Consider the following 11,965-nt stretch of genomic DNA (forward strand, 5'->3'; position numbering starts at 1 on the left):
ACAGCATGTTCTTCGGGCTACCTCTCCATACGGGAATCATCGTGGGCGGCGCCGTCGCCCTGGTCATCGTACTGCTTGCTCTCTGGGGTCTCGGGTTCAGGGAGGCCGTTTGAATGGCGGACATACTGACGTTCGTCCTGATCGCGCTCTACTTCTTCGTGCTCATCGGCATCGGGAACTGGGCCTCGAAGAAGATCCATAACACCGAGGACTACATCCTCGCCGGGAGATCGCTCGGGTTCTGGGTCTTCACGATCCTGATCGTCTGCTCGATCTGTAGCGGGATGACCCTGCTCGGCGTGAGCGGATTCGGCTACAACTCGGGCTGGCCCGGGATCTGGGAGCAGATCTTCGTCCCGCTCGCGGCCGCGTTCTGTATCATCTTCTTCGGGGTGAAACTCCAGGCCATCGGGAAGGAGCGGGGTTACCTGACCGTCCAGGACTACCTCGCCGACCGGTTCGAGAGCCCGCGGGCGCTCAGGGCGCTCTCGGCGGTCTCCGGGATCATCGTCTCGCTGATCTACCTTGTCGGGCAGTACGCCGCGATCAGCATCGTCATCGTCTGGCTCTTCGGGATCCCGCACTGGCAGGCGCTGCTCATCGCCGGGGTCATCATCACCGCCTATACGGTCGTCGGCGGGCTCTACGCCGTCTCCTGGACGACCCTCTTCCAGGGCGGGATCCTGATCTTCGGCGTCCTCCTGATGGCGCCGTTCGTCGTCATGAGTGCCGGCGGGCTCACTCACATCAACACGGTCATTGCCGGGATCGACCCGAACTTCGTCGAGCCGTGGTTCCCGAGCCCGGCGTATGCCGCATACGCGTACGCGACGCCCGAGTTCCTGGTCTCGTTCGGCATCCTCCTGATGGTCGGCCTCGCCTGCGCGCCGCACGTCGTCAACAACGTCCTGGCCGCAAAAGAGGCGCGCTACTTCAAGTGGGCGCCGCTCGTCGCGTTCGCCATCTACGCGGTCGTGATGTTCCTCGTCAAGTTCACCGGGTTTGCCGTCCGCTCGCTCGTCGAGGAGGGAAAACTGGTGCTCCCGAACGCCGTGAACGCCCAGGATTACTCCTTCATCCTGGGGGTCGAACACGCGATGCCGAACGTGGCGTTCTGGGCGCTCTTCGCGGTGATCGTCCTTGCGGCGGTGATGTCGACGACCGATCGGCTGATGCTCACGGTCGGCACGTCGTTCGCGTGGGACATCTACAAGAACATCTTCCGCCCCTCGGCGACCGATAAGGAAGTGCTCCTCGTCTCGAAGGTCGCGATCGTCCTCGGGGCCGGTGGCACGCTCCTCCTTGCCATCAACCCGCCGGAGATGCTCGCGTGGCTGATCTGGATGGGGATCGGGGTGATGCTCGCGACGTTCGCGGTTCCGCTGCTTGCCGGGCTCTACTGGCGCGGTGCGACCGGCGAGGGAGCGATCGCGAGCATGGCGACGGGGCTCGTCGCGGCCGGCATCTTCGGATACTACTCCAAGTTCGTCGGATCGCTTCCCGTGCACTTCAGCCTCTATGCACTCGTGCTCTCGCTCGTCGCGATGGTTGTCGTCAGCCTCCTCACCGCCCGGAGTTCGGCCGATGTGCTCGACGGCACCCGGACCGGCTGGTTCATTCAGTCTCCCGGGAGCGCCCCGCGGCCGGGCGCACCGGGGGCGACCCGGCTCGCCGATAAGGACTCGCCCCGCCGGCAGTGACGGCGGAACCCTACTGTTTTTCGCGCATCTGCACAAGACCGGGTCGCCGTGACGGAGTACCACCCAGCGACCCCGGTCTCCCGCCCGATCGCCTTCGCAAAGTCCATATCCCCATGAGCGAACATCTAAACTGTTGACTCGACCGGTGGAGAGCGGAACCGAACCGGATCGCTTGAGGTTGCCATGAAGACCATCATCTACTATTTTACCGGCACGGGCAACTCCCTTGCCGCTGCAAAGAAGGTCGCCGAATCCCTCGGGGATAGCGGGCTCGTCCCGATTGCATCGCTTGCGAAGACCGCGGATACGATCACCCCGGCGGCCGGTCGGGTCGGGATCGTCTGCCCGGTCTACTTCTCCGGGCTCCCGGCGATGGTGGCGGCGTTTTCTGAGCGTCTCGACCTCGCCGCGGCAGACTACGTCTTCTCGGTCGTCACGCACGGAGGAGGCGGAGGCTCTGCGGCTCTCCGGCAGCTCGACGGGATCCTGATCGATAAGGCCGGAAGGGGGCTCGATGCGGGGTTCGCGGTCAGCATGCCGGGAAACTACATCCTGATGTACGCGTCACCCGCGGGAGAGAAGCGGGATCGCATCCTTGCCGCGGCGGACGCGGAACTCGAGGCGATCGCGGGCCGAATCCGGCAGGAGGAGAAAGCGAACCTCCCGCACGCGCCTCTGACACGCCTCATCAAGGCCGTCATGTACCCCCGGTTCCGCTCCCGGGTTCACGGGGAAGACCGCAGGTTCACGGTGACCGAAGCATGCACGTCCTGCGGTATCTGCGCGAGGGTCTGCCCGGCGGAGAACATCGAGATGGTCGACGGCCGGCCGGTCTGGAACCACCGGTGCGAACTCTGCTGCGGGTGCATCCACCTCTGCCCGGCCGGGGCGATCCAGGCCGGCAAGGCTACCGAAGGAAGGCAGCGCTACCGGAACCCATCGGTCGGCGTCGCCGAACTGGAGCGCCGGCCATGAAGACCGTCATCTACTACTTCACCGGCACGGGAAACTCCCTTGCCGCGGCGAGGAAGATTGCCGGAGCTCTCGGGGAGACCGAACTCGTCCCGATCGCATCGCTCGCGGATACCCCGGGTGCCGTCACCCCGGCGGCCGACCGGGTCGGGATCGTCTGCCCGGTCTACGACTGCGGGGTGCCGGTGATGGTCGCCAGGTTCGCGGAACGGCTCGACCTTTCGGGTGCGGAGTATACCTTCGCGGTCGTCACGATGGGCGGGATAGGGGTCTCGGCGCTCCACCAGCTCGATAGGATCCTCCGTGAGCGGCAGGGCCGAAAACTCGACGCCGCGTTTGCCGTCAAAATGCCCGGCAACTTCCCGCCGCTCATGCGGTCGGTGCCGGGCGAGAAGTGTGGTAAGACCCTCGGCAGGGCAGACAGACGGCTTACCGAGATCGCGGAGGCGATCGGGAGCGGCCGTTCGGTCTCCCCGGGGTTCGAGCCCGTCTCCTGGCTCATGAACACCCTGAGTTACGGATCGCTTGCAAAGAGCGCCCATAATGCGGGCGAACGCTTCTTAGTCTCGGACGCCTGCACCGGCTGCGGCACCTGCGTGAGGGTCTGCCCGGCGGGCAACCTCACCCTCGTCGACGGCCGACCGGTCTGGGGCCGGAAGTGCGAGATCTGCTGTGCCTGCCTCCACTTCTGCCCGACGGAGGCGATCCAGCTCCACGTGATGCTCGGGACGGAGGGGCGGGGGCGGTACCGGCACCCGGATCTCACGGTTGCGGATATGAAAGCGCAGCGTGGAGCCTCAGGGGAGAACCGTTCGTAAGAGGTGACTATGCCGTACTACATCGATGCCGAAAGAGTAAGCCTTGACGACCTGAAGAAGAGGATTGAAGAGACCGATCTGGTTCCAAGCCGCTCGTCTCTCCTGGAAGATATTGACGGAACATTTTCGAAACTCAAAGCGCATGGCTTCGGAACCCTCGCGGATCTGCGGAAGGCGTTGAAGAATCCAAAAAAGATACCCGCACTTTCAACGGAGACCGGAGTCGACCCGGCGTACCTGACATTGCTGCGCCGGGAGATCGAGGGTTATTTCCCAAAAGCACACCCCGTAAGCGCTTTTGACTGGTTCCGGAAGGCCGATCTCGATAACCTGGAGGGCAGCGGTCTGAAGAACACCGTTCTCCTCTACGATGCTCTGGCCTCTCCCGGAAGACGGGAGGAGACCGCAGCCGCTCTCGGCATCGATCCCGATTGTATCGATTCTCTCTACGCGCTGGCCGATCTCACGAGGATCCAGTGGGTAAGCCCCACAGCAGCCAGGATGCTGGTCGCTGCGGGGTATACGGATGCAAAAGCGGTTGCAGCTGCAGATCCGGAGGAGTTGTGCAGCGATCTCGATCGGGTCAACAGGGAACATACCTTCTTCAAAGGAACGATCGGTCTTCGAGACGTCAGGCGGCTGGTGAAAGCGGCGTCGTATCTTTCGTAGCCGGGGGAGTTCACCTGCAACGGTTCGCGGCTGGCCAAACTCCTTCAGGGCGGGTAAATGGGATTATGGGAGTAATTATCCATTTATTTTCTCAACCGCTTCTTTCCCGTGGTGGAATCGCCATGCAAAAATGTTATTGCACCCTTTTGATAAAACTAGGAATGTTGCTCTCTGCGTGCACTCACGGCCCTCCGTACCGGCAGATCCCATGAGCGATGGATTGTTCCGGCGGTGTGAGAGACCCGCACGACCATCAGATCAGCATAAGGGAATTATCATGGCACAGGAAACCCTGTCACAGAAGTCGCGACTCTCGCGCCAGACGATCAGGAGGGCTATCCTCATCGTCTCGTTCCTCCTCCTCCCGACCACGCTCTTCTACATCTCCCCCATCGTCATCCTGATGGGGGCGGCCGAAGGTATCGCCACCGGCAGCCTGCTCCTTTTTGCCGCGCTCGCTGTCCTCTCGCTCGGCGTCTCCCGCCTCTGGTGCGGCTGGCTCTGCCCGATGGGGGCGTGGCAGGAGATCTGTTCGCCCGTCATGAAGCGCAGGGTGGATGGCCGGCGTGACCGGGTCAAGTACGGCGTCACGGTGCTCTGGCTTGGGCTGCTCGCGTACCTCTTCATCGGTGCCGGCGGCATCCTCGCGGTCGATCCCTTCTACGGCACGGTGAACGGGCTCTCGATCACGTCCGTCGATACCCTGATGATCGCGGGCTTCATATTCCTCGGGATCTTCGCCGTCGCGTTCGTCATGGGCCGTCGCGGCTTCTGCCGCGTCATCTGCCCGACCGCCGTCCTGATGATCGTCGGCCGGAAGATCCGGAACGCTGTCGGCTGGCCGGCGCTTCAGCTCGCTGCCGATCCCGGCCGCTGCATCGACTGCGGGAAATGCTCGAAGGCGTGCCCGATGGGCCTCGACGTTCACGGCAGGGTCCGGGAAGGGCAGATGGAGAGTGCCGAGTGCATCCTCTGCGCCGCTTGCGCGGACGCCTGCCCGGAGGGCGTGATCACCTACGGCGCGGGAGGCCGGTGAGCGCCCGCCGCGGAGAACTGCGTTATGGAGCCGGAACGGGGAAGTAGATCCGGAAACAGGCCGGCGCTGCGCCAGAGGATACGGATAGCACTCCTCATCTTCTCGTTCGTGCTGATGCCGGTGACCTTCGCCTACGTCTCCTGCCCGCTCATCACCGAGGGTGCGTCGCAGGGCATCGCCACCGGCGGCCTCTTCGTGTTCACGTTCCTCTTCGTCGGCTCGCTCTTCTTCGGAAGGCTCTGGTGCGGCTACCTCTGCCCCGCGGGCGGCCTGCAGGAGATCTATACCCGGATAAACGGAAGACCGGTGACGGCCGGGTGGCTGAACTACCTCAAATACCCCGTCTTCCTCGGGATCTTCGGCTCCATCGCGCTCGCCGTCTACTCCGCCGGGGGCCTCTGGGTCTTCGACCCGTTTTACCAGACCGGCAACGGGATCTCGGTCGACCGGCCGGGCGGATACGCCCTCCTCTACGGCCAGATCGTCTTCATCACCGTCTTCGCCCTCCTCGCCGGGAGACGGGGGTTCTGCCACACCTTCTGCCCGATCGCGGTGATGCTGATCGTCGGGCGGAAGGTCCGGAACCTCGTCGGGTGGCCGGCGCTCCGCCTCGCGGCCGCACCGGAGCGCTGTGTGGACTGCGGGAGGTGCTCGCGGGCCTGTCCGATGAGCCTCGACGTCCGCGGCATGGTCAGGGATGGGCGGATGGAGAATACGGAGTGCATCCTCTGCGGCGAATGCGTCGACACCTGCCCGGAGGGCGCCGTCAGATACGCGTGGAGGGGACGATGATCGTCGATACCGTCTCCTCCGCCATCCGGAACGTCTCGTCGGGAAGAGCGCTCCTTGCGTCGTTCGCCTTCTTCGCCGTCTCGGCGGCCCTGATCAACGGCCGGCCGTTCGGCCTTTCCGCACTCACAGAGCTCACGGGCGGCGCAGGTATCCTCGACATGGAGTTCACCTACACGCCGGTGCAGGCATACGCGATGCTTGCGGCGCTCGGGGACGCCGGGCGGGCGTTCTACCTGACGCGGATCGTGCCGCTCGACCTCGTCTTCCCGCTGGCGTATACGCTCTTTTATGCCGTTACCATATCCTGGCTCCTCTCCCGGTGGCTCCCGGCGGGCAGCCCCTGGATGCGCCTCAACCTCGTCCCGCTCGTCGCGGGCGCCGCCGACTACTGCGAGAACATCGGGGTCATCGCGATGCTCCTCGCCTACCCGGCGGAGCTCTACGGGGTTGCGGCGTTCACCGCCGTGATCTCGCCGATCAAGTACACGTTCATCGCGGTCAGCGTGCTGCTCATCCTCGCTGCGGCCGCCGGATGGGCTGCGAGCGGCCTACGGCACCGGGCCGGCGCGTAACCATCTTTCGCAAGGTATATCCCGTCCGCTTGCTTCAGTTCCGTATATAAAACGCGAGCAGGCAAGATCATGCAGATCGCTGTCATTTCCGGGAGCCCCAAGGGCGAGATGAGCGTCACCCTGCAGTATCTCCGGTTCCTCGAGGAGGCATTTTTGGAGCATACCTTCTCCGTGGTGCATGCAGGGCGGGATATCAGGTCGATTGAGCGGCAGGAGGAGGCGTGGGAGAGGCTGCTCGCCACGGTGGCGGAGTCCGACGGCGTGCTCTGGGCGACCCCGGTCTACGTCATGCTGGTTCCGGCCCAGTTGAAGCGGTTCATCGAACTGATCGGCGAGCGGAACGCGACTGATGCGTTTTTTGGGAAGTACGCCGCCTGCCTCACCACCTCCATCCACTACTTCGACCACACCGCCCACGCCTACCTGCACGGGATCTGCGACGACCTTACCATGCGCTACGTCGGCTCCTGCTCGGCCCACATGGAGGACCTCAAGAGCGAGGCGTTCCAGGAGCAGCTCGTCCTCTTCTTCTCCGACTTCCTGGAGGCGATTGCAGAACAGCGCCCGGTTCAGCGGGTGTTTCCACCGCTCCCCGCTCCTTTGGCCCCCTGCTCCCCGGCGGCCCCGCCGGCCGCGGTCGATACCCGTGGAAAGCGGGTGGTCATCCTCCACGATGGAGAGCCCGGTTGGGGCCTCGCGGCGATGGTCGGCGGGCTTGCTGCGTGCTATGGGAACTCCGCCCGGGTCGCCGATATCCGGGACGCCGGGATGAAAGGCGGTTGCCTGGGGTGCTGCCGGTGCGCCCTCGAGAACACCTGCGTCTACGACGACGGCTACCGGGCGTTCTGGGAGGAGTACATCGTCCCGGCGGATATCCTGGTCATGGCCGGAACCGTCCGCGACCGTTTCCTCTCGGCCGCCTGGAAGCAGTTCTTCGACCGGAGTTTCTCGAACGGGCATGTGCCGGCCTTCAAGGGGAAGCAGGTCGCGTACCTGGTGGATGGGCCGCTCGGCCATCTCGCGACTCTCCGGGAGGTTCTCACCGGTCTCGCGGTGATGGAAGGGGCCAACCTTGCCGGGATCGTTGCCGGCGAGCCGGGGGGCGAGATCGACGCCGCCCTGCACGCTCTCGCCGAGCGCTCCGTGAGGCTCTCCGAGCGGGGCTACGTCGCACCGGTCACCTTCCCCGCCGTCGCCGGCCACAAGGTCTTCCGGGACGAGATCTGGGGAGGAATGCGGGCGATCTTCAAGGCGGACGACCGGTATTACCGGCAGCACGGGCTCTACGACTTCCCCACCCGGGATTACGCCAAAAGGATCGGCGTCCGGGCGACCTCTCTTGCAATGGCCATCCCCTCCGTTCGGCGGGACGTGGTGAAGAATATGCCCGCCTACATGATCCAGCCGCTCGAAAAGGCGATCGCGTCGAGCCGGGTTCTCGCGGAGAGGAAGGCGCAGCGGTAGCGCGCCCGGGCGCTCTCGAAGGCGGCGGGCACTTCGCGGCCTGGGAGGAGCCCGAACTCTACGCAGCGGACGTGCGGGAGTTCGTCGGGGAGTTGCGCGACATATAGGTCTCGTGGGCGGTGCGGGAGAACCCCGCACTCCGTGCCGCCCCGGCCGGATAATCCGGGATTTTTACCCCGGAGTGCAGCAACCGCGGGGAAACGGATGGTCAACCATATATGGCTTTGGCATAAACAGTACACTCGTGAAATCGGCGGTACTGGGTGGCGGTCTCACCGGGATTACGCTGGCGCGCCTGCTCCACGAACGGGACGACGACGTGACCGTTCTCGAACGGAACGAGACGATCGGGGGGCTCTGCCGCTCGCGGACGGAAGCGGGGTTTACGTTCGATGCCGGGGGCTCGCACATCATCTTCTCCCGCGATACGGAAGTCCTCTCCTTCATGCTCTCGGTTCTCGGCGAGAACGCCGACCGGCGGACGCGGAATACGAAGATCCTCTATAAAGGCCGCTACGTCAAATATCCCTTCGAGAACGGCCTGTATCAACTCCCCGACGAAGACCGCTTCTTCTGCATCAACGAGTTCGTCAAGAACCTCATCGCCGTCGAGAAAGGCGAGGTTTTACCGCCGACGAACTTTGCCGAATGGATCACCTACACCTTCGGCCGCGGCATCGCCGAGTGCTACATGCTCCCCTACAACGAGAAGATCTGGAACTACCCGGCCGACCGGATGTCGCACCACTGGGTGGAGGGGCGCATCCCCCGCCCGCCGGTCGAGGATATCATCAAGTCGGCGATCGGGATCGAGACCGAGGGCTACGTCCACCAGGCGGTCTTCTCCTACCCGGTGACGGGCGGAATCGAGGCGCTTGTCGAGGCGATCGCGGAACCGGTCATCCCTGCCGTCCGGACAGGGTTCTCGGTCACTTCCATCCGCGAGGAGGACGGCGGGTTCGCCGTCAGCGACGGCCGAAAGGCCGTCCATGCCGACCGGCTGATCTCGACGATCCCGCTCCAGAACCTGCTCCCCTGCCTCTCCGACGTCCCTGCCGGGGTGCAGGCGGCCTGCGACGCCCTCCGCTACAACTCGCTCTGCTCGGTCTTCATCGGCCTTGCCGGGGAGGTTCCCGATATATCCTGGCTCTACGTCCCCGACGAGAAGACCGGCCTCTTCAACCGGATATCGTTCCCCTCGAACTACAGCAGCGAGGTTGCCCCCTCCGATCACTCCTCGATCCTCGCCGAGATAACCTACAACGACGGGGACGCGGTCTCCCGGATGTCGGACGCCGAGGTGATCGAGCATACCGTCGCGTCGCTCGCCGCCGCCGGGTTCATCCCGTCACGGGACGACGTCGTCTACACCGGCCTTGCGCGGGAGAAGTTCGCGTATGTCGTCTACGACACCGAATACCAGAAGAACATCGCGATCGTCCGCGAGTTCTGCCGGGAACGCGGCATCGACCTCGTCGGCCGGTTCTCACAGTTCGAGTACCTCAATATGGACGGCTGCATCAGGAGCGCGATCGATTTCGTGAGGGGATATCCATGAAAGTCAACTTCTTCGTCGAAGACATGCTCTTCTTCAAGTACATCGGGTGCGCCACCCTGGCAAAGATGCTTTATGGTGCGCTCATCAGGGAAGAGTCCTGCCCGAAGCTGGCCTGGAACGCCCGTGGTCGGGACTTCGATCTCGTCCACTACCACACCTTCGGCCCCCTTGCCCTGACGAACAAGAAGTACAGTCTCGGCGTCAAGGTGCTCACGGCCCACTCGACCCCCCGCCTCAACACCGGCAACCTTGCCTTCTCCGAGACGGTCAACCATTTCTACCCGAATATCTACGGGAGTTTCGACCATATCATCACCATCTCGCCCCTCTGCGATAAGGAGGTTCACGAGATCGCCCCGGACGTCTCGACCACCCTCATCCCGAACGGTGTGGACAGGGAGAAGTTCCAGCCGAACCCGGAGAAACGGGCGGCGTTCAGGAAGAAGTACGGCATCGGGGAGGACGAGTGGGTGGTGCTCACCGTCGCCCAGCAGACGCCGAGGAAGGGCATCTACGATTTCCTCGCTCTCGCGCACGAACACCCGGATATCAGGTTTGTCTGGGTCGGCGGGTTCCCCTACGGGCGGCTCTCCCAGGACTACAGCATGATCGAGGAGCAGAAGAGCCGTGCCGGGAAGAACGTTCTCTTCACCGGGTTTGTCGACGATATCACCGCCGCCTACTGCAGCGCCGACGCCTTCTTCATCCCCTCCTTCGCGGAGGGGCTCCCGATGGTCGTCCTGGAGGCGTTCGCGACCGGCCTGCCGGTCGTCGCCCGGAGGATCCCGGAGTTCACCGGGAATTTCAGGGATACCGCCCTGTACTTCGACGACACCGAGGAGGCCGGGATGCTGCTCGAGGACCGGAGCCTGCTCGGGCGGCATGCGGCGCTCTCCCGGCTGCTCACGGAGGAGTATGATATCCGGACGATTGCAAACCGCCACATCGACCTGTACGAGAAGCTGGCCGGGTAGCGGCGGGTTCGCCCCGGCGGGCGGTCTGCATCCCTCGGATCTCGCGGCGCTGCCGGGAGGCCGATTCTCTTCTCTTATGACGCCGGCGGGGGTTGCGGCATCACGCTTATAGCAAACCGGCATCAACAACTATACCGGGAGTTGATCGAGGGATGATCTCCGTAGTCGTGCCGACCTATAACGAAGAGCAGAACATCGAGCGCTGCCTTGCGTCGCTCGCAGACCAGACGGTGCCGCGGGATACCTACGAGATCATCGTCGTCGACGGAGACTCGAAGGACAGGACCCGGGAACTGGCCGAGCCCCTTGCGGACAGGGTCTTCATCCAGACGAGCAAGCGGGTGGGCGGAGCCCGGAACGACGGGGCGATGGCTGCCTCGGGCGATATCATCGCCACGACGGATGCCGACTGCATCCTTCCCCGCGACTGGGTGGAGCGGATCGGGAAGGACTTCGCGGAGAAGGATATCGTGCAGCTCTACGGCACGGTCTACCCGATCGAGGACAGTTTCCGGAACCGGCTCTCTCTTCTCGGAGCAAACATCTTCTCGCGCCTGGGCTACTACACCCGGACGATCTACTTCACGCTCGGGTGCAACACGGCCTTCGACCGGGAGGCGTTCATCCGGGCGGGGATGTACCGCTGCATCGATGCCGGGGACGATCTCGAGATCGCGCAGCGGATGCGCAAGCTCGGGAAGGTCCGTCTCGACCCCCGCCTGAAAGTCGGGTTCTCGATGCGGCGCTACCAGCAGTTCGGGACGCTCAAGTCGCTCTGGGAGTGGTTCTATATCGTTCTTCGCGGCGGCGAGGCGAAAGGCGCCACCTACACGCAGCGGGAGTACAAGTAGTCCCATGAAGGAGACCGTACCCGTCCCGAAAGCCTATTCTGCGGCGGTGCAGCGATCCGACGCCTGCGAGTTCGCACGCCTGCTCGGGATGACGGTCACGGCGATCGAGGACGGCCTTGTTAAGGTGGCGATGCCGACGAAGGGGATGAAGAACGCCCACGGCACGATCCACGGGGGCGCGATCTTCGCCATCGCCGACCACGCCTTCGGCATCGCCGCGAACCTGGAGGGGGTCGACGAGATCGCGATCTCCGCGAACATCCGCTACTTCACTGTCCCGGCGGGGGAGACGCTCGAGGCGGTCGCATACATGATCTCGGAGACGGCGAGGACGTCGGTCTATGCCGTCGAGGTCTACTCGGGCGAGCGGCTGGTGGCCTCGTTCGAGGGCGTCGGGTTTAAGATCGGGGGAACGGCGAAGCGGGAGTGAGGGGGGTTTTTGATGCGGCAAATGTCCCCGAGCGTGCAGGCTCTAATGGGCATTGTACCTCACGGATCTCGTACACGGATTTCCAGTGGATATCGCCACGCAGGGGGGTGGGGACAGGGGAGGGGGGAT

The 11,965-nt window shown here is 64.1% G+C and carries 12 protein-coding genes; all 12 read left to right on the forward strand.

From position 1 onward, the window contains the following. Window positions 1–113: 113 nt before the first annotated feature. Window positions 114–1,700, forward strand: a complete 1,587-nt coding sequence (locus MCUHO_RS07580; RefSeq protein WP_067076076.1) for a sodium:solute symporter family protein — start codon at window positions 114–116, stop codon at window positions 1,698–1,700. Window positions 1,701–1,883: 183 nt separating this feature from the next. Continuing rightward, on the forward strand, window positions 1,884–2,675 hold the full coding sequence (locus MCUHO_RS07585) for an EFR1 family ferrodoxin (protein ID WP_067076079.1): 792 nt from the start codon (window positions 1,884–1,886) through the stop codon (window positions 2,673–2,675). Further along, window positions 2,672–3,490 (forward strand): EFR1 family ferrodoxin, encoded by an 819-nt coding sequence (locus MCUHO_RS07590; protein WP_067076082.1) that lies wholly within the window; start codon window positions 2,672–2,674, stop codon window positions 3,488–3,490. Before MCUHO_RS07585 ends, MCUHO_RS07590 begins: the two co-directional genes overlap by 4 nt. A gap of 9 nt (window positions 3,491–3,499) precedes the next feature. Further along, window positions 3,500–4,159, forward strand: a complete 660-nt coding sequence (locus MCUHO_RS07595; protein ID WP_067076087.1) for a DUF4332 domain-containing protein — start codon at window positions 3,500–3,502, stop codon at window positions 4,157–4,159. A 277-nt stretch (window positions 4,160–4,436) separates the two neighbouring features. After that, the gene (locus MCUHO_RS07600) at window positions 4,437–5,195 is read left to right on the forward strand and encodes a 4Fe-4S binding protein (protein ID WP_067076090.1); all 759 of its coding nucleotides are present in this window, start codon (window positions 4,437–4,439) and stop codon (window positions 5,193–5,195) included. A 24-nt stretch (window positions 5,196–5,219) separates the two neighbouring features. Continuing rightward, entirely contained in the window at window positions 5,220–5,987 is a 768-nt protein-coding gene (locus MCUHO_RS07605) for a 4Fe-4S binding protein (protein ID WP_067076093.1), read from the forward strand. After that, window positions 5,984–6,559: a hypothetical protein gene (locus tag MCUHO_RS07610; protein ID WP_153020016.1), complete on the forward strand. Its 576-nt coding sequence runs from the start codon at window positions 5,984–5,986 to the stop codon at window positions 6,557–6,559. The genes MCUHO_RS07605 and MCUHO_RS07610 overlap by 4 nt, the downstream gene beginning before the upstream one ends. 69 nt (window positions 6,560–6,628) lie before the next feature. Next, complete coding sequence (locus MCUHO_RS07615; protein WP_067076097.1) at window positions 6,629–8,023, forward strand: NAD(P)H-dependent oxidoreductase; 1,395 nt, start codon at window positions 6,629–6,631, stop codon at window positions 8,021–8,023. Between the two features lie 244 nt (window positions 8,024–8,267). Beyond that, entirely contained in the window at window positions 8,268–9,581 is a 1,314-nt protein-coding gene (locus MCUHO_RS07620) for a protoporphyrinogen/coproporphyrinogen oxidase (protein WP_067076100.1), read from the forward strand. Then, window positions 9,578–10,555, forward strand: a complete 978-nt coding sequence (locus MCUHO_RS07625) for a glycosyltransferase family 4 protein (RefSeq protein ID WP_067076103.1) — start codon at window positions 9,578–9,580, stop codon at window positions 10,553–10,555. Before MCUHO_RS07620 ends, MCUHO_RS07625 begins: the two co-directional genes overlap by 4 nt. A gap of 152 nt (window positions 10,556–10,707) precedes the next feature. Then, window positions 10,708–11,406, forward strand: coding sequence for a glycosyltransferase (locus tag MCUHO_RS07630; protein WP_067076106.1), 699 nt, complete (start codon window positions 10,708–10,710; stop codon window positions 11,404–11,406). Window positions 11,407–11,410: 4 nt separating this feature from the next. Then, entirely contained in the window at window positions 11,411–11,836 is a 426-nt protein-coding gene (locus MCUHO_RS07635; RefSeq protein ID WP_067076109.1) for a PaaI family thioesterase, read from the forward strand. Window positions 11,837–11,965 lie beyond the last annotated feature (129 nt).

This window comes from Methanoculleus horonobensis, from assembly GCF_001602375.1.
Lineage (GTDB): Archaea > Halobacteriota > Methanomicrobia > Methanomicrobiales > Methanoculleaceae > Methanoculleus > Methanoculleus horonobensis.

Excerpts from the sequence above, each read along its gene's own strand:
- MCUHO_RS07600 (WP_067076090.1), top strand. The coding sequence starts at position 4,437 with ATGGCACAGGAAACCCTGTCACAGAAGTCGCGACTCTCGCGCCAGACG.
- MCUHO_RS07630 (WP_067076106.1), top strand. The coding sequence starts at position 10,708 with ATGATCTCCGTAGTCGTGCCGACCTATAACGAAGAGCAGAACATCGAG.
- MCUHO_RS07635 (WP_067076109.1), top strand. The coding sequence starts at position 11,411 with ATGAAGGAGACCGTACCCGTCCCGAAAGCCTATTCTGCGGCGGTGCAG.
- MCUHO_RS07605 (WP_067076093.1), top strand. The coding sequence starts at position 5,220 with ATGGAGCCGGAACGGGGAAGTAGATCCGGAAACAGGCCGGCGCTGCGC.
- MCUHO_RS07585 (WP_067076079.1), top strand. The coding sequence starts at position 1,884 with ATGAAGACCATCATCTACTATTTTACCGGCACGGGCAACTCCCTTGCC.
- MCUHO_RS07610 (WP_153020016.1), top strand. The coding sequence starts at position 5,984 with ATGATCGTCGATACCGTCTCCTCCGCCATCCGGAACGTCTCGTCGGGA.
- MCUHO_RS07595 (WP_067076087.1), top strand. The coding sequence starts at position 3,500 with ATGCCGTACTACATCGATGCCGAAAGAGTAAGCCTTGACGACCTGAAG.
- MCUHO_RS07625 (WP_067076103.1), top strand. The coding sequence starts at position 9,578 with ATGAAAGTCAACTTCTTCGTCGAAGACATGCTCTTCTTCAAGTACATC.
- MCUHO_RS07590 (WP_067076082.1), top strand. The coding sequence starts at position 2,672 with ATGAAGACCGTCATCTACTACTTCACCGGCACGGGAAACTCCCTTGCC.
- MCUHO_RS07580 (WP_067076076.1), top strand. The coding sequence starts at position 114 with ATGGCGGACATACTGACGTTCGTCCTGATCGCGCTCTACTTCTTCGTG.
- MCUHO_RS07615 (WP_067076097.1), top strand. The coding sequence starts at position 6,629 with ATGCAGATCGCTGTCATTTCCGGGAGCCCCAAGGGCGAGATGAGCGTC.